The organism is Pantoea sp. OVA07A (assembly GCF_019969975.1).
GTDB lineage: Bacteria > Pseudomonadota > Gammaproteobacteria > Enterobacterales > Enterobacteriaceae > Pantoea > Pantoea agglomerans.
Genome location: NZ_JAHXYM010000002.1, coordinates 41959 through 62206, shown reverse-complemented (window position 1 = coordinate 62206; position 20248 = coordinate 41959). Strand labels below are relative to the sequence as shown.

Sequence of the window (20248 nt, the reverse complement as noted above, 5' to 3'; positions counted from 1 at the left end):
ATCAGAGATGTGCGTTTGTCTGCTCAGCCGTGCCACAGCACGATGCTGCTACTGTCGAGGTTAGCCAGGATTGTGCTGAGTGCGCGACCGTCGGGCAGGCGGGCGTCTGGCGCAATCGCCAGCAGGGGCACCAGCATAAACGCACGATTAAGCAGATCATAGTGCGGCACAATCAGCCGCTCCGTGTTGATATGCGCCTCGCCAAACAGCATCAGATCGATATCCAGCGTGCGCGGCCCCCAGCGTTCTGCCTTGCGCACCCGGCCATGCTCCCGCTCGATCCGCTGGGTATGGTCAAGTATGGCTTCGGCACTGAGATCGGTCTCCAGCGCCACGGCGGCATTGAGAAAATCGGGCTGATCGGGCGGGCCATAAGGCGGCGTGCGGTAGAACGGCGAGGTAGCGATGCGTTGCGTCTGCGGCAACGCATCCAGTGCGGTCAGCGCTGCATCAACCTGATGCAGCGGATCGGCCAGGTTACTGCCTAACGCGAGGTAAACCCGTGTCATGAGACGTTCTGGTTGTCACGACGCGGTGCGGAAGGACGGCGGCGCGGACGACGCGATTTATTACGCGGCACCGGATCGTCACCCAGGTTATTGAGCATGTTTTTCTGATGCGGCGGCGCAGCCACCTGGAATTCACCCCACCACTGGCTCAGGCGCAGCAGTTCCGGGTTATTTTCCACTTCTGCACGCAGTGCCAGCAGATCGTAAGCGGCGCGGAATTTCGGATGCTCCATCAGTTTCCAGGCGCGTTTACCGTGACGGCGGGACATGCGTAACTGCAGCAGCCAGATATCGCGGATTAGCGACGTAATACGTTTCGGAATCGCCAGCGCACGGCAGGCTTCGTCCAGCGTATCGTTCATCGCCATCGCAAAAGCTTCGAAGTAGGTCAGGCCACTCTCCTGCGCAATGCGTTCTGCCGTTTCAAGCTGCGGATACCAGAACATCGCGGCAAACAGGAACGCCGGATTAACGCGCATGTCGTTGTGAATGCGGTTATCGGTGTTTTTCAGCACCTGCGCCAGCATCCGCTCCATGTGGCTGTCGCTGTTTTCGGTGAAGTTGCGCGCCAGCGTCGGGAACAGTGGCTGGAACAGCTGATATTCACACAGCTTGAGATATGTGCTGTAGCCGTAGCCAGCCTGCAACATCTTCAGCGACTCTTCAAACAGGCGAGCAGGCGGAATATCACGCAACAGCGAGGCCAGACGTGGAATCGGCTCGGCGGTTTCCGGCGCAATGCTCATATTGAGTTTGGCAGCAAAGCGTGCGACGCGCAGCATGCGGACCGGATCTTCGCGATAGCGGGTTTCCGGATCGCCAATCAGGCGAATGATGCCCTGTTCGAGATCGCTGATGCCGCCGACATAGTCACGCACGCTGAAATCAGCCACGCTGTAGTAGAGGCTGTTGATGGTGAGATCGCGTCGCTGGGCATCATCTTCGATTGAGCCGAAGATGTTGTCGCGCAGCAGCATACCGCTCTGGGCACGCTGCGAGCTGTTGCGATCCTCTTCCGGCTCTTCCGCCTGATGATGTCCACGGAAGGTGGCGACTTCGATCACTTCCGGGCCAAACATCACGTGCGCCAGACGGAAACGACGGCCAACCAGGCGACAGTTGCGGAACAACTTACGCATCTGCTCAGGCGTGGCATTGGTGGTCACGTCGAAATCTTTGGGTTTTTGCCCCAGTAGCAAATCGCGCACGCCACCGCCTACCAGATAGGCTTCATAACCGGCTTTGTTCAGGCGATAGAGCACTTTGAGGGCATTTTCGCTGATGTCTTTACGTGAGATGGTATGGCTTTCACGAGGAATGATGGTCATCAGACGCTCTGGTTCAACCTCTGCTGGGGCTTCCTCTTCATCACGCTTCAGGACTTTCCGGCAAAAATTAGCTACTCGGGTAAAAATGGGACACCTCGACAGTGGCAATTAGGGTGTAGGTAAAATCAGCGGCTAATCATAGCCTGTTGAGAACCGTTTGAGAATGCTGTTGTCTATGCATCCGGTTTCAGGGCGTTCTCTTGCGGCATCAAAGCGATATTCCACTGCGACACCGCATCAGACAGCAGTTTGTCCTGCGTTAAGTCCTGCCAGCCGCCTGAAACCGGCTGTCCGAGGAAGCGTAACGCCGCCACCAACAGGGGTCTGGCATCGCCATCCGGCAGCGCAGGTGCATGATTCTGCTTCGACAACTTATGACCATCGTGGTTAAGCGCCAGCGGCAGATGCAGCCAGTCAGGCACCGGCCAGCCAAATTGCTGGCAGAGCGCAATCTGTCGCACCGTCGGCTCAATCAAATCTGCGCCGCGAACCACTTCGGTAATGCCCTGAAAATGATCATCGACAACGACCGCCAGGTTATAGGCAAACAGGCCATCACGGCGGTGAATAATAAAATCTTCCTGTGCCAGACGCCTGTCCGCCTCCACACGGCCACGCAGACGATCGTCAAACGCAAAGACCGGCGCATGCTGGCGTAAACGCAGCGCGGCATTCTCCGGTCCGCGTTGCCGTTCACGGCAGTAACCATCATAGAAACCGCCAATCTGCTGAATGCGACGCCGGGGGCAGGTGCAGTAATAGCTTTGACGATGCTGCTGCAGCCAGGCCAGCGCGTCACGGTAGGCCTCATGACGTTGTGACTGCCACAGAACCTCGCCATCCCACTCTAAACCGTAGTGCTCCAGCTGATGCAGGATACGGCTGGCGGCACCCGGTACTTCCCGTGGCGGATCGATATCTTCAATTCTCACCCGCCAGACGCCGTTTTGCGCACGCGCGCTCAGGTAACTGCCCAGGGCAGCAATCAGCGATCCGAAGTGGAGTTCACCAGAGGGAGAAGGGGCGAAGCGACCGATACAGGAGGATGACATAGGTTTCAGAAGTGACCACGCAGCGGACAAAACAGCAGTTGTTCCACTGCGTGGTAACAGGCTGGACGCGGCATCAGCCGGCCATTTGTTTCTCACGAATTTCTGCTAACGTCTTACAGTCGATGCAGAGATCGGCAGTAGGACGGGCTTCGAGACGGCGGATACCAATCTCAACGCCACAGGAATCGCAATAGCCGAAGTCGTCATCTTCAACTTTCTTCAGCGTCTTTTCGATCTTTTTGATCAGTTTACGTTCGCGATCGCGGTTACGCAGCTCCAGGCTGAACTCCTCTTCCTGCGCGGCACGGTCAACCGGGTCCGGGAAGTTAGCGGCTTCATCCTGCATATGAGAAACGGTACGATCGACTTCGTCCCGTAATTGATTACGCCAGGCTTCCAGAATCTTGCGAAAATGGGTCAGCTGCGCATCATTCATATACTCTTCGCCAGGCTTCACCTGATAAGGTTCGACGCCAGCAATAGAGAGAATACTCAGGGACGATGTTTTACGGTTTTGACCTTCTTGCATGTTGCTTCTCCTGGATAACACGCACTATACCCTTCGAATTTCGTCTCGCAGGGGCCTTGCTGCCAGCCTGCATTTGACGTCTGCGGGGTACATCGATCCCCCATTGGGGAAAAAAACAGGCCGCTATAAATAACAGAAGCAGTCAGGGTTGGCAATTCTTCATGAACACACCTTGACAAGCCTGTGAGGAACAGCGTAATTGGCCCTTAGCTCAGAACATTCTTAACACATAAAATTGCAAAAGATATTACAAGGTTACGTTGATCGGCGATTTAAGAAACATTCCCTCCGCCGATAAGTCTGCCTGATACGCTAAAACCTCTACGCCCTCCTGCTGCGCCTGAGCCAGTTGTTCTGCATACGCCACATCAATGTGACGTGCCGGAGAAACGTCCTCAATCCCCGAGTGCAAAACGGCAAACAACAAAACGGCCCGATGACCCTCTGCCGCAACTGTTGCCAGTTCACGCAGGTGTTTCTGTCCTCGAATCGTCACCGCATCCGGAAAATACCCTTTTCCTTCATGTAGAAGGGTTACGGATTTCACCTCAATATAGCAGTTGCGCCGGGCCTCTGCTTTGAGCAGGAAATCAATTCTGCTTTTTTCAGTGCCATATCTCACTTCCGCCTGACGATGCGTATAACCGGCCAGCGCCGGCAGCCGTTCCTGCTCCAGCGCCTCAGCCAACAGTTGGTTGGCGCGCAGCGTATTCACGCAGATCCAGTGGCCCTGTTGCGTTTCGGTCAGCTCCCAGCTGTGGGGGTATTTGCGCGTCAGGCTATCGGACGTCGAATACCAGACCCGATCGCCCGGCGTGGCGCAGCCGGTCATGGCGCCGGTATTGGCGCAGTGAATCGTCAGAACGTCGCCCTCTGGCGTCACCACATCGGCCAAAAAACGTTTGTAACGGGCAATCAGACGGGCGGGTTTAAGGGGCGGAGAGAAGTGCATGTGGATCCTGAGAATGTAATGGCCAGCTAGCCAGGGCGCGATAGCGGGTGCGGCCCCGGGCATATTCAGAGGCGAACAGAGAAAAGGTAGAGACGCGAAAACGCCAGTGAAAGCCGCGCGGCGGTAACGTCACCGGCTGCGTGGCGTGGCGTAACAGCGTGATGTGCGGATGAAACGGCTGGGGGCTCTGGTAACAGCCATGCCGGGCGGCCTGGGCCCGCAGCAGGCTGGCGAGCTGCAACAGACCGCGTGGCGCGCGCTGGCAGCCGAGCCAGACCACGCCGGGGCGCGGCCAGTGTCCGGCATCATCCAGGTCGAGATCAAAACCGGGCTGCACAATACGGGAGGCCAGCGTCTGCAGGCGCTGTGAGGTTTCCGGCGCAACTTCACCCAGAAACGCCAGCGTCAGGTGCAGATTCGCCGCGACCACCGGCTGGCCCGCCTCCGCAGGAAAGGTATCGGCCCGCCAGCGCACCAGCTCTTGCTGCATCTCGTCAGGCAGGCTGATGGCAAAAAATAAGCGTTGTGTCGCCATGGCGCTCTCCGGCAAATATCACGGATGGATGCTACAATGCGCGCCATCTTAGCACAGGCAGAAGCGGAGTTTGCTGTGAGCGATTTACCGGTCAGCGCGGTGCTGCCTGACATCCTGGCGGCGCTGAGTGACGCCCCACAAATCCTGCTGGCCGCGCCCACGGGGGCAGGCAAATCGACCTGGCTGCCGCTGCAGTTGTTACAGCAGGCGGCGCTGCCGGGACGGATCATCATGCTGGAGCCACGTCGGCTGGCGGCGCGTAATGTGGCGCAGCGGCTGGCGGAGCAACTCGGCGAGCAGCCGGGTGGCACGGTGGGATTCCGGATGCGTGGCGAAAGCTGCGTCGGGCCGCAGACCCGGCTGGAAGTGGTGACCGAAGGCATGCTCACGCGCATGCTTCAGCACGACCCGATGCTGGAAGGCGTGTCGCTGGTGATCCTCGATGAATTTCACGAGCGCAGCCTGCAGGCCGATCTGGCGCTGGCGCTGCTGCTTGATGTGCAGCAGGGGCTGCGCGACGACCTTAAAATCATGCTGATGTCCGCCACGCTGGACAACGCCCGGCTGGCGGCGCTGCTGCCGGATGCGCCACTGATCGTCTCAGAAGGGCGCAGCTATCCGGTTGAGCGGCGTTACGCGTCACTGAATCAGAATGTGCGTTTTGAAGAGGCGGTCGCGCGTGAAGTCGCCCAGCTGCTGCGGGATGAGAGCGGTTCGCTGCTGCTGTTTCTGCCGGGTGTGGCGGAGATCGAACGGGTGAAGCGCGAGCTGGAATCACGCATCAGTGACGACGTTGATCTGACGCCGCTCTATGGCGCACTGCCGCTGGCGGCGCAGCGCCGGGCAATTCTGCCTGCCGCTGACGGCCGCCGCAAAGTGGTGCTTGCCACCAATATCGCCGAAACCAGCCTGACCATTGAGGGGATTCGGCTGGTGGTCGACAGTGCGCTGGAACGCAGCGCTCTGTTTGACGCCCGCAGCGGCGTGACGCGTCTGCAGACCCAGCGAATCAGCCAGGCATCGATGATCCAGCGAGCGGGTCGCGCCGGGCGACTGATGCCGGGGCTCTGCCTGCATCTGGTGCCGCAGGAGCAGGCATCACGAGCGGCGGCGCAGAGCGAACCGGAAATCGTTAACAGCGATCTCTCGTCACTGTGGCTGGATCTGCTGCAGTGGGGCTGTACCCAGCCGCAACAGCTGCAGTGGCTGGATCTGCCGCCCGCCAGAAATCTGGATGCGGCGCAGCAGCAGCTGACCCGACTGGGAGCACTGGACAACAACGGCCTGCTCAACACGCTGGGACGGCGCATGGCGCAGCTGGGATGCGATCCCCGACTCGCCGCCATACTGTGTGCCGCAGGCGATGAGCCGGATGCGGTCGCCAGCGCCGCGCTGCTGGTGGCGATTCTGGAAGATCCTCCCCGCAGCGGCAGCGCCGACCTGCGTGATGCGCTGCATCGGCTGCAGGCGCAATGGCAGCGGCGGGCGCAGCAGTGGCAGCAGCGGCTTAAAATCCGTGGCGGGCGCATCGATGAAGATCGTTTCGCCGGATTGCTGGCGGTGGGCTTTGGCGATCGGCTGGCGCGGCGACGCGATCAGAGTGGTCGCTATCAGCTGGCCAACGGGCTGGGCGCCAGACTCGATGAGCAGGATGGCCTGACGCGTAATGAATGGCTGATTGCGCCTGCTCTGTTGCAGGGCAGTGCCACACCGGATGCCCGGATGTTGCTGGCACTGCCGGTCGATATTGAAACGCTGTGCCAGCAGAAGCCCGCCCTGATTGAGCGCCGGACCGAAGTAGAGTGGGACGAAGAGAAAGGCACGCTGCGTGCGTTCAGACGTGAGCAGATTGGCGCGCTGATACTGAAAACCCAGCCGATGGCGCGCCCGGAACAAGAGGTGCTGCACGCGGCCATGCTGCGCTGGATCGCTGAAAAAGGTCTGTCGGTACTGGGCTGGACGCCGGAGGCCGAACAGCTGCGTCTGCGCATCCAGTGTGCGGCCCGGTGGCTGCCGGAAGAGAGCTGGCCCGCGACCGACGATGAAACCCTGCTTGAGAGCCTGCCGCAGTGGCTGTTGCCGCAGATGTCAGCGGTACGCGATCTCCGCAGCCTGCAGGCGGTGAACCTGACCACGGCACTCTTACATTTACTCACATGGTCACAGCGTCAGCGGCTGGATACTGTGCTGCCAACTCATTACACTGTGCCCACCGGAAGCCGGCTGCCAATCCGCTACGATGCGGAGAAGCCGCCCGCGCTGGCGGTAAGGATTCAGGAGATGTTTGGCGAAGCGCAGAATCCCACCGTAGCGGAAGGACGTATTCCGCTGGTGCTGGAGCTGTTATCGCCCGCCCAGCGCCCGTTGCAGATCACCCGCGATCTGGCGGCGTTCTGGCGCGGTGCCTGGCCGGAGGTCAGGAAAGAGATGAAGGGACGTTATCCTAAACATCCCTGGCCCGAGGATCCGGCCACCGCCTTGCCAACAAGGCGAACCAAAAAAATGTCCCCGCAGGGTTGAGTCCGCTGGATCGAATTCAGAGGGTTCTGCCATGCGGCACGCGAGAAAGCAGTTAGAGTAGCGGCGCTGCCGTAAGCACTGCCTGGAGAAGAAAAGTAATGTCTGGGAACGATCGCGAACCAATAGGGCGCAAAGGTAAACCGTTGCCGCCGCGCAGCAGTGCGGGCCGGGGACGACGCAGGGATATCGAACAGGATATCGATCAGGACGATTTTAATGATGACGAGGAGGAAGCGCCGGTGCCACGTAAAGGTAAAGGTGGAAAACCGCCGCGCGGCAAACGCCGTTGGCTGGGATGGGTAATCAAACTGTTCCTGGTGTTTGTGGTGGTCATGGCCGCGTGGGGCATCTACCTCGACTCGGAAATTCGCAGCCGGATTGACGGTAAAGTGTGGCAACTGCCCGCCACCGTCTATGGCCGCATGGTCAGCCTGGAACCCGGCATGGCCTACAACAAAAGTGAAATGGTGGCGCTGCTGGAAGGTACTCAGTATCGCGAAGTCTCCCGTATTACCCGCCCTGGCGAGTTTTCGGTGAAGGGCAACACCATCGATCTGCTGCGTCGCCCGTTTGATTTCCCCGACAGTAAAGAGGGGCAGATCCACGCGCGCATGAGCTTCAGTAAAGATGAGCTGAGCGAGATTAAAAACCTCGAAACCGGTCGTGATTTTGGCTTTTTCCGCCTCGATCCGCGTCTGATCACCATGCTGCAGTCGCCGAACGGTGAACAGCGACTCTTCGTACCGCGCGCCGGTTTCCCGGATCTGCTGGTCGATACGCTGATCGCCACCGAAGATCGCCATTTCTATGAGCATGATGGCATCAGCCCTTACTCCATCGGCCGCGCCTTCCTGGCGAACATCACGGCCGGGAAAGCGGTGCAGGGCGGCAGTACGCTGACGCAGCAGCTGGTGAAGAACCTGTTCCTCACCAACGAGCGTTCGCTGTGGCGTAAAGCGCGTGAAGCCTACATGGCGGTGATCATGGATGCGCGCTACAGCAAAGATCGCATCCTGGAGCTCTACCTGAACGAGGTCTATCTCGGTCAGGCTGGCAGCGATCAGATCCGCGGTTTCCCGCTGGCCAGCCTCTACTACTTTGGCCGTCCGGTTGATGAGCTGAGTCTGGATCAGCAGGCGATGCTGGTCGGCATGGTGAAAGGTGCGTCGCTCTATAATCCGTGGCGTAACCCGAAACTGGCGCTGGAACGACGCAACCTCGTGCTGCGCCTGTTGCAGCAGCAGAAAGTAATCGACCAGGAGCTGTATGACATGCTGTCGGCCCGTCCGCTGGGCGTGCAGCCGAAAGGCGGCGTGATTACGCCGCAGCCGGCCTTTATGCAGATGGTGCGTAACGAGCTTCAGGCGAAACTGGGCGACAAGGTGAAAGATCTCTCCGGGGTGAAAATCTTCACCACGCTGGATCCGGTGTCGCAGGATGCGGCCGAAAAGGCGGTGATCGATGGCATTCCGACGCTGAAAAAACAGCGTGGTCTGAAAGATCTGGAAACCGCGATGGTGGTGGTTGACCGTTTCAGCGGCGAAGTCCGCGCTATGGTCGGCGGTGCCGATCCGCAGTATGCCGGTTACAACCGTGCGCTGCAGGCACGCCGCTCTATCGGCTCACTGGCGAAACCGGCGACTTACCTGACCGCGCTGAGTCAGCCAAACAGCTACCGGCTGAACAGCTGGATCGCCGATGAACCGATTGCGCTGAAACAGCCAAACGGCAGCATCTGGAAACCGATGAACGACGATCGTCGCTTCAGCGGCAAAGTGATGCTGGTGGATGCGCTGACCAACTCAATGAACGTGCCGACCGTAAACCTCGGCATGACGCTGGGGCTGGATGCGGTGGTGGATACCTGGAACAAACTGGGCGTGCCGAAAGAGCAGCTGCATCCGGTGCCATCGATGCTGCTGGGTGCCTTAAACCTGACGCCGGTTGAAGTGGCTCAGGCGTTCCAGTCGATTGCCAGCGGCGGCAACCGCGCGTCGCTGTCAGCGGTGCGTTCGGTGATTGCGGAAGATGGCAGCGTGCTCTATCAGAGCTATCCGCAGGCGCAGCGTGTTGAGCCGGCGCAGGCCGCTTATCTGACGCTCTACACCATGCAACAGGTAGCTGACCACGGTACCGCCCGTGCGCTGGGCGCGCGTTTCCCGAATGCGCATCTGGCGGGCAAAACCGGTACCACCAACGATCTGGTGGACAGCTGGTTTGCCGGTATTGATGGTAAAGAAGTGGCGATCACCTGGGTGGGACGCGATAACAACCAGCCGACCAAACTCTATGGTGCCAGCGGCGCGATGCAGCTCTACCGTCGCTACCTGGACATTCAGGCCCCGATGCCATTACAGCTGACGCCACCGGAAGATGTGTCGCTGATGAATGTGGATTCTGCCGGTAACTTTGTCTGCGGCACGGGCAGCAGTACCTGGCGTTCTCTGCCGGTGTGGGCGCTGGATCCGAATGCGCTGTGTCAGCAACAGCAGCAGCAGGTTCAGCAGCAACAACAGCTCTTCGATCAGCAGCAACAACAGCAGCAGCAGCAGCCGCAACAACCGGCCCAGCAACAGCAGGAGCAGAAAGATAGCGACGGCGTAGCAGGGTGGATAAAAGATATGTTTGGCAAATAAATCAGTCAGACAGGTTAAAAAGGGCGCTTCGGCGCCCTTTTTTTGTTCCTGATCAATACGCGTCAATCGGCCTGCAAACGGCGTCACTACTGGGATTTCTTCTTGCAGTGCCTGCTGAATTTCGCATATTATCTAAGCGTTATAATAATCATTATCGTTTCGATTCGCCTGCCTGAGCCTATTGTTAAGAGACACTTTTATGAATGCGCGAACGACTTTTTCTGACAACACCAAAAAAACATTTTCCCGACCGCTTCTGGGCATCATGATCTCACTGAGCCTGAGCTCCTCTCTTTACGCCGCGCAGGCGGAGACGATGGTCGTCTCGGCTGATGGCGGCAGCGGCGTCGAGGCGGAAAGCGCCTGGGGACCGGCACCCACCGTGGCAGCGAAACGCAGCGCCACCGGGACCAAAACTGATACCCCCATTGAAAAAAATCCGCAGTCCATCTCCGTGGTCACCCGTGAAGAGATGGAGATGCGTAACGTAACCAGCGTGAAAGGGGCGTTTAACTACACGCCTGGCGTGCTGACCGGTAACCGGGGCAGCTCAGACGTGATTGATGCGCTGTCGATTCGCGGTTTCAGCGAAACCAACACCAATCAGTATCTGGATGGTCTGAAACTGCAGGGTGACAACTACTCTGAGTTTGCCATCGATCCTTACTTCCTGGAACGCGCTGAACTGCTGCGCGGCCCGGTTTCGGTGCTCTACGGTAAGAGCAATCCCGGCGGCGTGGTCTCGCTGGTGAGTAAGCGTCCGACCCAGGAAACGCTGCGCGAAGTGCAGTTCCAGATGGGCAACGATAACCTCTTCTCGACCGGCTTTGACTTTGGCGGCGCGCTGGACGACGACGGCGTCTACAGCTATCGCCTGACCGGCCAGGCGCGCAGTCAGGATGCGCAGCAGGCGATGAACAAAGAGAAGCGCTACACCATCGCACCGGCTTTCAGCTGGCGTCCCGACGATCGCACCCGCATTGACCTGCTGACCTATTTCCAGAACGAGCCAGAAACCGGTTATTACGGCTGGCTGCCGCGTCAGGGCACGGTGGTACCGATCACCCGCGCTGATGGCAGCCAGTACAAACTGCCGACCAACTTCGATGAGGGCGAGCAGAGCAACAAGATTTCACGCAACACCAAAATGGTCGGTTATAACGCCGAGCACAGCTTTAACGACACCTGGACGCTGCGCCAGAACCTGCGTTATGCCGACCTGCGCACCGATTACCGCAGCATTTATGGCAATGGTTTCCTGCCGGCGACTCAGGAAATCACGCGCGGTTCGGCGGTTTCAGAAGAGAAACTCAACCAACTGGCGGTCGATACCCAGGCGCAGGCGAAATTCGCCACCGGCCAGGTTGATCATACGCTGCTGCTGGGCGTGGACTTCCAGCGTACCCGCAATGATATCGACGCACAGTTTGGCACTGCCTCCAGCCTGAATGCGGTTAATCCGCAATATGGCGATAACAGCGTAACGCCATTTGCCGATCCCTATCAGCATCTCAACAAACAGCGTCAGACCGGCCTCTATGCTCAGGACCAGATGGAGTGGAACCGCTGGGTGCTGACGCTGGGTGGCCGCTACGACTATGCCATGAACTCGGTTTACGATCGGGTAGCGGATAGCGTTGATCGCCAGAACGATCAGGCCTTTACCTGGCGCGGCGGCCTGAACTATGTGTTTGATAATGGCATCGCGCCTTACTTCAGCTACAGCGAAGCCTTTATTCCGAATGCAGGTTCGACCTATGAGGGTCAGGCATTTGATCCGTCACGTGCTAAGCAGTATGAAGCGGGCGTGAAGTATGTGCCGAAAGATCGTCCGGTGGTGCTCACCGCCGCGCTTTATCAGCTGACCAAAACCAAAAACCTGACTGCGGACCCTGATACGTTTAATCACCCGTTTGCCAGCGTGCAGAGCGGTGAGATCCGGTCACGGGGCGTAGAGCTGGAAGCTAAAGCGGCGCTGAATGCCAACGTTAACCTGACGGCGTCCTACACCTACACCGATGCGGAATATACCGAAGACACCCAGCTCAAAGGCAAAACGCCGGTACAGGTGCCGAAACACATGGCCTCACTGTGGAGCGACTACACCTTCCACGAAACCGCTTTGTCAGGCGTGACGATCGGCGCGGGTGTGCGTTATGTCGGTGAGAGTCAGGGCCTTTACAGCACTGGCACTGAGCAGAACCAGAACTTTAAAGTTGCCGGTTACACCACGGTGGATGCGGCGCTGAAATATGATCTGGGTCGTTTCGGTTTGCCGGGTTCGACAGTGGGCGTCAACGTCAACAATCTGTTTGACCGCGACTACGTCGCCAGCTGCTACCGTGAATACGCCTGCTACTGGGGTGCGGAGCGCCAGATTGTCGGCACCGCGACCTTCAGATTCTGATTTAACCGGGCGCTTCGGCGCCCGTTCACAGGGATAACCATGCCGCATCCGCACGCAGAAGAGGCGACCTTTACGCTGAAAAACGCCAGTTTTGAAGTGCCGGGCCGGACTCTCCTTCAGCCACTGTCGCTGACCTTTCCGCCGGGAAAAGTGACCGGGTTGATCGGTCACAACGGCTCGGGCAAATCAACACTGTTAAAAATGCTGGGTCGTCACCACGCGGCCAGCAGCGGAGAGGTGCTGTTGAATCAGCGGCCCGTCGGGCGCTGGAACAGCAAAGCCTTTGCCCGTCAGGTAGCCTATCTTCCGCAGCAGTTACCGGCAGCCGAAGGGATGACGGTGCGTGAACTGGTGGCGATTGGCCGCTATCCCTGGCACGGCGCGCTGGGGCGCTTTGGTCAGGAAGATCGCGACCGGGTAGAGGATGCGATTGCCCAGGTCGGACTTAACGCCTTTGCCGGACGGCTGGTAGATAGCCTGTCGGGCGGCGAGCGTCAGCGCGCCTGGCTGGCGATGATGGTGGCGCAGAACAGCCGCTGTCTGCTGCTGGATGAACCGACGTCGGCGCTGGATATTGCCCATCAGGTTGAGGTGCTGGCGCTGATAAAAGCGTTGAGCCAGCAGCGCGGCTTAACCGTGATTGCGGTGCTGCATGATATCAATATGGCAGCACGCTACTGCGATCATCTGGTGGCGCTGCGTCAGGGCGCGATGATTGCCGAAGGTGACGCAGAGGCGATTATGCAGCCTGAGGTGCTCGGTGCGATTTATGGCATTCCGATGGGCATTTTACCGCACCCGCAGGGTGGCGCGCCGGTCAGTTTTGTCTGTTAAGGAGAGGATCATGCCCGATTTTAATCGCCGCCGACTGATGCTGGCGCTGGCAGTCTCTCCGCTGTTTTGTGCGCTTCCCCTGCGTGCCGCCACGCCAAATCCGGGTCGGATTATTGCACTGGAGTGGTTACCCACCGAACTGCTGATAGCACTAGGCGTCACGCCCTGGGGCGTGGCCGATCTGCACAACTACAATATCTGGGTAGGGGAGCCGCCGCTTCCTCAGGGTGTGATCGATGTAGGTCTGCGCACCGAACCCAATCTTGAGCTGATGGCGCAAATGCAGCCGTCGCTGATCCTCTGCTCCAACGGCTACGGCCCGCCTAAAGAGAAACTGACGCGCATCGCGCCCATCATGGGCTTCGACCTCCACAGCGGCGACGGGAAACCTCTCACTGCCGCGCGCGCATCGCTGCGTCAGCTGGCGGCGCGCCTTGGATTAAGCGCGCGAGCGGAACAGCATTTGCGCGAGGTCGATGATCAGCTGGCGGCGGCGCGCCAGCGGCTGGCGCCCTATGCCGGACGCACTATCCTGCTGATGTCGCTGCTCGACAGTCGTCACGCCATTACCTTCGGCAAAAATAGTCTGTTTCTGGAAGTGATGACTCTGCTGGGCCTGAAAAATGGCTGGCAGGGCGAAACAAATTTCTGGGGCAGCGCGGTGATCGGCATTGAAAAGCTGGCGCAGGTCGGGGATGTGGATGTCATCTGCTTTGATCATGATAACGATGCGGAGATGCAGCAACTGATGCGCAGCCCGCTATGGCAGTCGCTGCCGTTTGTACGCACCGGACGCTTTCAGCGCGTCCCGGCCGTCTGGTATTACGGTGCGACGCTCTCGGCGCTGCACTTTGTTCGCGTGCTGGAATGCGCGCTGGAGACGCACTGATGCGCCATGCTCTGTTTCCCGCAGGCCTCCTCAGTCTGCTGTTTCTGCTGGCGCTCAGCCTGACGCTGGTCAATCTGCATCAGGCGTTACCACAGGCTGAATGGTGGCAGGCACTCTGGTCACCGGCGGTCGATAGCCTGCCGCAGATGGTGTTTCACCACAGCCTGCTGCCGCGTATCGTGCTGGCGCTGCTGGTGGGGAGTGGACTGGGGTTAGCCGGTCTGCTGTTTCAGCAGATATTGCGTAATCCGCTGGCGGAGCCAACCACGCTGGGCGTCTCTTCCGGCGCACAGCTGGGCATTACTGTGGCGACGCTGTGGCATCTGCCGGGCGGGGCGCTGACACAGCAGTTTGCCGCGCTCAGTGGCGCGCTGCTGGTGGGCGCGCTGGTGTTTGGTGTGGCCTGGGGCAAACGTCTGTCGCCGGTAACGCTGATTCTGGCCGGGCTGGTGCTGAGCCTCTACAGCGGCGCGGTGAATCAAATCTTCGCTATCTTCAATCACGATCAGCTGCAGAACATGTTTCTGTGGAGCACCGGCGCGCTGAATCAGATGAGCTGGGAAAATGTGCAGCAACTCTGGCCGCGCCTGCTGCTGGCGTTTGTGCTGGCGCTGGCGCTGCTGCGTCCGCTGACGCTGATGGGGCTGGATGATGGCGTAGCGAAAAACCTTGGCCTTGCACTCTCCGTGGCGCGTGTCGGTGGCCTCGGGCTGGCGATTCTGCTCAGCGCACAGCTGGTCAACGTCGCCGGTATCATCGGCTTTATCGGGCTGTTTGCGCCGCTGCTGGCGAAGCTGCTGGGTGGACGACGGCTCATCACCCGGATGCTGCTGGCTCCGCTGACTGGCGCGCTGCTGCTGTGGCTGGCGGACAGTTGCGTGTTGTGGCTCAGCACTCACTGGCGCGATATCCCGACCGGCACCGCCACGGCGCTGCTCGGCGTACCGATTCTGCTGTGGCTGCTGCCGCGACTGCGCACCGGTTCGGTGCCGCCCGCGCTGAATCAGGGTGATAAGGTGCCCGCCGAGCGACAGAACCTGCTGCGCTGGGCGCTGACGGGACTTGCCATCCTGGCGCTGCTGGGGTGGGGTGGTCTGGCGTTTGGTCGTGATGCGCAGGGCTGGGTCTGGTCTGCGGGTGAGATGCTGCAATCGCTGCTGCCATGGCGCGCACCGCGCGTGCTGGCCGCGCTGGTGACCGGCCTGATGCTGGGCGTGGCGGGGAGTCTGATTCAGCGGCTGACCGGCAATCCCATGGCCAGCCCGGAAGTGCTGGGCATCAGTTCGGGTGCCGCTTTTGGCGTAGTGATGATGATGTTCTTTGTGCCGGGCGATGCGCTGGCCTGGCTGCTGCCCGCCGGTGCGCTGGGCGCGGCGCTGACGTTGCTGGTGATCATGGCGGTAGCCAGTCGGGGCGGCTTTTCGCCGGAACGAATGCTGCTGGCGGGCATGGCGCTTAACAGCGCCTTTGTCACCCTGCTGATGCTACTGCTGGCGAGTGGCGATCCGCGTATGGGCGGGCTGCTTAGCTGGATCTCCGGCTCGACCTATAACATCAGCGGCACTCAGGCGGTTCAGAGCGCAATCTGCGCGCTGGTGCTGGTGTCGCTGGCACCGCTGGCCAGTCGCTGGCTGACGTTGCTGCCGCTGGGAAGCGCTACCGCACGCTCGGCCGGTATGGCGTTGACGCCTGCGCGGCTGAGTCTGCTGCTGCTGGCGGCCGCGCTGACCGCCAGCGCGACACTGACTATCGGCCCGCTGAGTTTTGTCGGACTAATGGCGCCCCATATGGCACGCATGCTGGGATTCCGGCGGGCGTTGCCGCAACTGCTGCTGTCAGGATTACTGGGGGCGGGATTGATGGTGCTGGCTGACTGGTGCGGACGAATGCTGGCATTCCCGGATCAGATCCCAGCCGGGCTGATGGCGACCTTTTTAGGCGCGCCTTACTTTATCTGGCTGCTGCGGCGTTCAGGTTAAAAAACGACCGGCGCAAACCGGTCTGAGATTATTAACAAAGTCTGGCCCGATTGGCTGTGAGACTGAGCCTGCGAAGGGAACACGGTCAGATCGGAAAGACGCAAAAGCCGTCATCCCTGACACGCTCGGCCCGCGCTATTACGCACCTCATCCTTGAGGTGCGCCCGTAAACGGGCCAACGCTTTGCGTTGTTCAAAAGCGCTCCCGGCGCTTTTGTCCCTGGCGCGGGACTCTTTCCTCCTCTGCCCGTGTTCCCTGCGCGTTGAGTTTTATGTTGCTGTGAGATCCTGGACCGGGTGCCGCTGCCGGTCTTTGCCTCTAACGCTGCCGCAATTACAGCTTCGCGAAACAACGACGCGCGGCGTCGACAGTGCGCTGAATATCCTCTTCGCTGTGCGCCAGCGACATAAAGCCCGCTTCATAGGCTGAAGGCGCAAAGTAAACGCCCTCTTCAAGCATCAGGTGGAAGAAGGTTTTAAAGCGCTCCACATCGCAGCGGGTCACATCGGCGTAACAGGTCACACTGTCAGCATCGGTGAAGAAGAGACCGAACATCCCGCCAACATGGTTAATCACCAGCGGGATATTGTGCTGTTGTGCTGCTTCGCGCAGACCCTCTGCCAGCTTGCGGGTCAGGGCATCCAGCTTCTCATGGGTGCCCGGCTGCGCGATCTGCGTCAGGCAGGCGAAACCCGCCGCCATGGCGATCGGGTTACCGGATAGCGTTCCCGCCTGATAAACCGGACCGGTCGGAGCCAGCGCCGCCATCACTTCGCGACGGCCACCGAACGCACCGACGGGCATGCCGCCACCAATGATTTTCCCAAGGCAGGTCAAATCAGGGCGCACATTGTAATGAGCCTGCGCGCCACCCAGCGCGACACGGAAACCGGTCATCACTTCATCAATAATCAGCAGTGCGCCGAACTCATCACACAGTGAACGCAGACCCGGCAGGAACTCTGGCTGCGGTGGGATGCAGTTCATGTTGCCAGCCACCGGCTCAACGATGATGGCCGCAATCGACTCGGGGTATTGCTCAAAAGCGCTGCGCACTGAGTCGAGATCGTTAAAGGTGCAGGTCAGGGTATGTTTAGCGAAATCGGCCGGTACGCCCGGCGAGTTCGGCTGACCCAGTGTTAACGCACCGGAGCCGGCTTTCACCAGCAGATGATCGGCGTGGCCGTGGTAGCAGCCTTCAAACTTGATGATTTTATCGCGGCCGGTAAAGCCACGCGCCAGACGGATAGCGCTCATGGTCGCTTCGGTGCCGGAGTTGACCATCCGCACCATCTCCATGCTCGGCACCAGCTCACACACCAGCTGCGCCATGGTCACTTCCATTTCGGTTGGTGCGCCAAAACTTAGGCCGCGCTGTGCCGCTTCAATCACGGCGTTACGGATCGCCGCGTTGTTATGACCCAGCACCATCGGACCCCATGAGCCGACATAGTCGATATAGGCTTTGCCGTCAGCGTCATAGAGATAGGCGCCATCAGCGTGTTCAATAAACAGCGGAACGCCGCCCACACCGGTAAATGCGCGTACTGGCGAGTTTACCCCACCCGGGATCAGGCGTTGTGCCTCTGCAAACAGTTGTTCGGACTTACTCATTTTCGGCTCCAGCGGTTCATAAAAATATTGCGCCATTCTACGGAAGAGGGGCAGCAGACGAAAGGTGGATTCGCCCCCTGTGCCCTTAACAGGAGCGAAAGCGGCACAGAGTGCGAAGGGCAGAGCTTGATTGCGCTGAGGTGCTGGCTGATAATAGCGTAATTAAGGTCGTTTTCTGACCTGGGCGTTTACCGGAGTAAAACATGAGTGATGAAGTAGTAGCACTGCCGTTGCAGTTTACCGACGCCGCAGCCACCAAGGTGAAGAACCTGATTGCCGACGAAGAGAACCCGGCGCTGAAACTTCGCGTCTATATCACCGGTGGCGGTTGCAGTGGTTTCCAGTACGGCTTCACCTTTGATGACCAGATGAATGATGGCGACATGACGATTGAAAAGCAGGGCGTCTCACTGGTGGTTGATCCGATGAGCCTGCAATATCTGGTGGGCGGTTCAGTGGATTACACGGAAGGTCTGGAAGGCTCACGCTTTATCGTGACCAACCCGAATGCCAAAACCACCTGTGGCTGTGGCTCTTCCTTCAGTATCTGATAATGCAGGCCGTCATACAGACGGCCTCGTTTACCATTCTATTGTGACCAGCCGGTTACTTTGCTTCACACTTCCCTGCGATTGAATCTGGCCGTTTGTTACGCGCGGCTGCGCGCTTGCCTGTCTGCCGCAGTTGATCTGCGGTGCGGGCTGGCCGTTAGCCGTGTTGATTTCACAGCGTGAATAGATGACAAGTCTGGCGCCAATAGAGCCATTTATCGATCCTGCAAAGGCAGAACCGGCGATCGACAGCCCTATGGCCAGCAGCAGTGCTCTGGTCATATAAGGTTCCTGGTGTTTTAAAAAAGCGCCGGGGCGCTAAAAGGACGGCGAGCATACGTGGCGCGTTCGTCTCTGGTATTGATCAACGGCAAAAATCGCAGTGACTTTAATCAATTCGCCGATTTATTCATCGGGATGCAGGGCCGCACAGAGTTGCTGCGCGGCCAGCAGCAGTCGCGGGCCTGGCCGGCTAAGCCAGTCCTCGTTGATGGCAATCACCGGTACATCCAGCTGCGGTCGCCAGAACACCCGGATGTTTTCCGCCTGCTGCGCACTGCCACCCGTCACAACGGCCTGAGGATGGCGCATCAGCACCTGCTCACGGCTGACCTGCGGCCAGCTGACGCGGCTGTCAGCAAAGATGTTCCTGCCACCACATAACGTAATAATTTCATTCTGCAGCGTGGCTCTGGCGGCGGTAAACAGGGGCTGCTGACCAAACTGCAAAAAAAGCGGAACCGCAGTCAGATGAGCATAGCGCTGACGCAGCGCGGCTTCCTGCTGACGTAACTGGTGGGCAGCGCGAGTTGCCTGCTCCGGTCTGGGACTCCAGTGGCCCAGATCGGCCAGCGCCGTGAACATCTCATCCAGCGTCAGCGGATCAATCCATTTAACCGGCACGCCGAGCTGCTGTAGCTGGTTAATCTGCCGCTGCGGATTACCGCCTCGCCAGGCTAATACCAGATCCGGCTTAAGCTGCAGAATACGTTCAGCCTTGATGCCCTGCCAGTTTGCGACCTGCTCAATCTGTTTCGCCTGCGGCGGATAGTCGGACCAGGCGCTGACCGCAATCGGGGTAATCCCGGCAGCAAAGGCGAGTTCGGTAAGATGGGGGGAGAGGGTAATCACGCGTGGCGGTGAAGCCAGCAGGCTGCCGCTTAACAGCAGCAGCCAGCAGAGGAGTAGCGTTTTAGCCACGCGCCAGATGCGCCAGCAGGTTCTCCACCATCAGCGAAGATTGCTTCGCCGCAACGCTTAAGAACTCATCAAAGCTGAGGTGAGATTGCTTATCGGCCACGTCGGAAATGGCGCGAACGACCACAAAAGGCACCTGGAACTGATGACAGACATGGCCGATAGCGGTGGCTTCCATCTCAACGGCAATCGCCTGCGGGAACAGATTACGAATGCGCGCCAGCGGTTCGGCACCATTGATAAAGGCATCACCGCTGACCACCAGACCGCGTACGGCTTTCAGATCCAGCTGCTGAATACAGGCTTCTGCAGCGGCGATAAGCTTGCTGTCTGCCACAAACGCGGCCGGACAACCTGCCATCTGACCCGGCTCATAACCAAAAGCGGTGACGTCAGCATCGTGATAACGCACTTCTTCTGACACCACGATATCGCCGACGCTGAGCGACGGCGCTAAACCGCCAGCCGAACCGGTGTTGATCACCACATCCGGCTTGCAGAGCTGCAGCAGCAGCGTGGTACCCAGCGCGGCAGAGGTTTTACCAATGCCCGATTTCAGCAGAGCCACCTCAACGCCCTGCAGGGTGCCGGTATAAATTTCACAACCCGCCAGCGACAGCGTTTGACGGTTTTCAATTTTGTCGCGCAGCAGTGTGACTTCCTGCTCCATCGCGCCAATAATGCCTGCTTTCATAGTGAGTTCCGCTAATGTAAAG

Annotated in this window: 17 protein-coding genes; 7 read left to right on the top strand and 10 right to left on the bottom strand. The window is 59.3% G+C overall.

Annotation, left to right across the window (positions count from 1 at the left end; all coding sequences use genetic code 11):
* Positions 1 to 23 precede the first annotated feature (23 nt).
* From folK to thpR, 6 genes are all read right to left on the bottom strand, one after another.
* Entirely contained in the window at positions 24 to 509 is a 486-nt protein-coding gene (folK, locus tag LC417_RS08840; RefSeq protein WP_033756609.1) for a 2-amino-4-hydroxy-6-hydroxymethyldihydropteridine diphosphokinase, read from the bottom strand.
* Complete coding sequence (gene pcnB, locus LC417_RS08835; protein WP_203583884.1) at positions 506 to 1924, bottom strand: polynucleotide adenylyltransferase PcnB; 1419 nt, start codon at positions 1922 to 1924, stop codon at positions 506 to 508. Before pcnB ends, folK begins: the two co-directional genes overlap by 4 nt.
* Before the next feature lie 86 nt (positions 1925 to 2010).
* Positions 2011 to 2889: a tRNA glutamyl-Q(34) synthetase GluQRS gene (gluQRS, locus tag LC417_RS08830; protein WP_010254032.1), complete on the bottom strand. Its 879-nt coding sequence runs from the start codon at positions 2887 to 2889 to the stop codon at positions 2011 to 2013.
* 73 nt (positions 2890 to 2962) lie between these two features.
* Positions 2963 to 3418: an RNA polymerase-binding protein DksA gene (gene dksA / locus LC417_RS08825; protein WP_010254035.1), complete on the bottom strand. Its 456-nt coding sequence runs from the start codon at positions 3416 to 3418 to the stop codon at positions 2963 to 2965.
* Positions 3419 to 3665: 247 nt separating this feature from the next.
* Positions 3666 to 4370, bottom strand: a complete 705-nt coding sequence (sfsA, locus tag LC417_RS08820) for a DNA/RNA nuclease SfsA (RefSeq protein ID WP_223565743.1) — start codon at positions 4368 to 4370, stop codon at positions 3666 to 3668.
* Entirely contained in the window at positions 4348 to 4905 is a 558-nt protein-coding gene (thpR, locus tag LC417_RS08815) for an RNA 2',3'-cyclic phosphodiesterase (RefSeq protein ID WP_010671851.1), read from the bottom strand. Before thpR ends, sfsA begins: the two co-directional genes overlap by 23 nt.
* A gap of 36 nt (positions 4906 to 4941) precedes the next feature.
* Here thpR and hrpB point away from each other — a divergent pair, with 36 nt between their 5' ends.
* The 6 genes from hrpB to fhuB all read left to right on the top strand — a co-directional run bounded on the left by hrpB (position 4942) and on the right by fhuB (position 16170).
* The gene (gene hrpB / locus LC417_RS08810; RefSeq protein WP_223565742.1) at positions 4942 to 7425 is read left to right on the top strand and encodes an ATP-dependent helicase HrpB; all 2484 of its coding nucleotides are present in this window, start codon (positions 4942 to 4944) and stop codon (positions 7423 to 7425) included.
* A 98-nt stretch (positions 7426 to 7523) separates the two neighbouring features.
* Entirely contained in the window at positions 7524 to 10061 is a 2538-nt protein-coding gene (gene mrcB, locus LC417_RS08805) for a bifunctional glycosyl transferase/transpeptidase (RefSeq protein ID WP_022625444.1), read from the top strand.
* 199 nt (positions 10062 to 10260) lie between these two features.
* On the top strand, positions 10261 to 12468 hold the full coding sequence (fhuA, locus tag LC417_RS08800; RefSeq protein WP_061703651.1) for a ferrichrome porin FhuA: 2208 nt from the start codon (positions 10261 to 10263) through the stop codon (positions 12466 to 12468).
* 39 nt (positions 12469 to 12507) lie between these two features.
* On the top strand, positions 12508 to 13302 hold the full coding sequence (gene fhuC, locus LC417_RS08795; RefSeq protein WP_061703652.1) for a Fe3+-hydroxamate ABC transporter ATP-binding protein FhuC: 795 nt from the start codon (positions 12508 to 12510) through the stop codon (positions 13300 to 13302).
* A gap of 10 nt (positions 13303 to 13312) precedes the next feature.
* Entirely contained in the window at positions 13313 to 14191 is an 879-nt protein-coding gene (fhuD, locus tag LC417_RS08790; RefSeq protein ID WP_061703653.1) for a Fe(3+)-hydroxamate ABC transporter substrate-binding protein FhuD, read from the top strand.
* Positions 14191 to 16170 (top strand): Fe(3+)-hydroxamate ABC transporter permease FhuB, encoded by a 1980-nt coding sequence (gene fhuB / locus LC417_RS08785; protein WP_061703654.1) that lies wholly within the window; start codon positions 14191 to 14193, stop codon positions 16168 to 16170. The genes fhuD and fhuB overlap by 1 nt, the downstream gene beginning before the upstream one ends.
* Positions 16171 to 16503: 333 nt before the next feature.
* Here the strand turns inward: fhuB and hemL are convergent, their stop codons facing one another.
* A complete protein-coding gene (hemL, locus tag LC417_RS08780) occupies positions 16504 to 17784 on the bottom strand; it encodes a glutamate-1-semialdehyde 2,1-aminomutase (RefSeq protein WP_033787345.1) in 1281 nt (426 codons plus the stop codon).
* Positions 17785 to 17987: 203 nt separating this feature from the next.
* On the opposite strand from hemL, the gene erpA reads away from it, so the two are divergent.
* Positions 17988 to 18335 carry an iron-sulfur cluster insertion protein ErpA gene (erpA, locus tag LC417_RS08775; RefSeq protein ID WP_010254064.1) on the top strand — a complete coding sequence of 116 codons (348 nt, stop codon included), beginning with the start codon at positions 17988 to 17990 and terminating at the stop codon, positions 18333 to 18335.
* Between the two features lie 30 nt (positions 18336 to 18365).
* On the opposite strand, the gene LC417_RS08770 is transcribed toward erpA, so the two are convergent.
* From LC417_RS08770 to mtnN, 3 genes are all read right to left on the bottom strand, one after another.
* A complete protein-coding gene (locus LC417_RS08770) occupies positions 18366 to 18617 on the bottom strand; it encodes a hypothetical protein (RefSeq protein ID WP_010254068.1) in 252 nt (83 codons plus the stop codon).
* A gap of 123 nt (positions 18618 to 18740) precedes the next feature.
* Entirely contained in the window at positions 18741 to 19535 is a 795-nt protein-coding gene (btuF, locus tag LC417_RS08765; RefSeq protein WP_061703655.1) for a vitamin B12 ABC transporter substrate-binding protein BtuF, read from the bottom strand.
* Entirely contained in the window at positions 19528 to 20226 is a 699-nt protein-coding gene (gene mtnN / locus LC417_RS08760) for a 5'-methylthioadenosine/S-adenosylhomocysteine nucleosidase (protein WP_033756625.1), read from the bottom strand. The genes btuF and mtnN overlap by 8 nt, the downstream gene beginning before the upstream one ends.
* Between the last annotated feature and the right edge of the window lie 22 nt (positions 20227 to 20248).

Coding starts and splice junctions, on each gene's coding strand:
- folK (WP_033756609.1), bottom strand. CDS start 509: ATGACACGGGTTTACCTCGCGTTAGGCAGTAACCTGGCCGATCCGCTG.
- gluQRS (WP_010254032.1), bottom strand. CDS start 2,889: ATGTCATCCTCCTGTATCGGTCGCTTCGCCCCTTCTCCCTCTGGTGAA.
- dksA (WP_010254035.1), bottom strand. CDS start 3,418: ATGCAAGAAGGTCAAAACCGTAAAACATCGTCCCTGAGTATTCTCTCT.
- sfsA (WP_223565743.1), bottom strand. CDS start 4,370: ATGCACTTCTCTCCGCCCCTTAAACCCGCCCGTCTGATTGCCCGTTAC.
- thpR (WP_010671851.1), bottom strand. CDS start 4,905: ATGGCGACACAACGCTTATTTTTTGCCATCAGCCTGCCTGACGAGATG.
- hrpB (WP_223565742.1), top strand. CDS start 4,942: ATGCGCGCCATCTTAGCACAGGCAGAAGCGGAGTTTGCTGTGAGCGAT.
- mrcB (WP_022625444.1), top strand. CDS start 7,524: ATGTCTGGGAACGATCGCGAACCAATAGGGCGCAAAGGTAAACCGTTG.
- fhuA (WP_061703651.1), top strand. CDS start 10,261: ATGAATGCGCGAACGACTTTTTCTGACAACACCAAAAAAACATTTTCC.
- fhuC (WP_061703652.1), top strand. CDS start 12,508: ATGCCGCATCCGCACGCAGAAGAGGCGACCTTTACGCTGAAAAACGCC.
- fhuD (WP_061703653.1), top strand. CDS start 13,313: ATGCCCGATTTTAATCGCCGCCGACTGATGCTGGCGCTGGCAGTCTCT.
- fhuB (WP_061703654.1), top strand. CDS start 14,191: ATGCGCCATGCTCTGTTTCCCGCAGGCCTCCTCAGTCTGCTGTTTCTG.
- hemL (WP_033787345.1), bottom strand. CDS start 17,784: ATGAGTAAGTCCGAACAACTGTTTGCAGAGGCACAACGCCTGATCCCG.
- erpA (WP_010254064.1), top strand. CDS start 17,988: ATGAGTGATGAAGTAGTAGCACTGCCGTTGCAGTTTACCGACGCCGCA.
- LC417_RS08770 (WP_010254068.1), bottom strand. CDS start 18,617: ATGACCAGAGCACTGCTGCTGGCCATAGGGCTGTCGATCGCCGGTTCT.
- mtnN (WP_033756625.1), bottom strand. CDS start 20,226: ATGAAAGCAGGCATTATTGGCGCGATGGAGCAGGAAGTCACACTGCTG.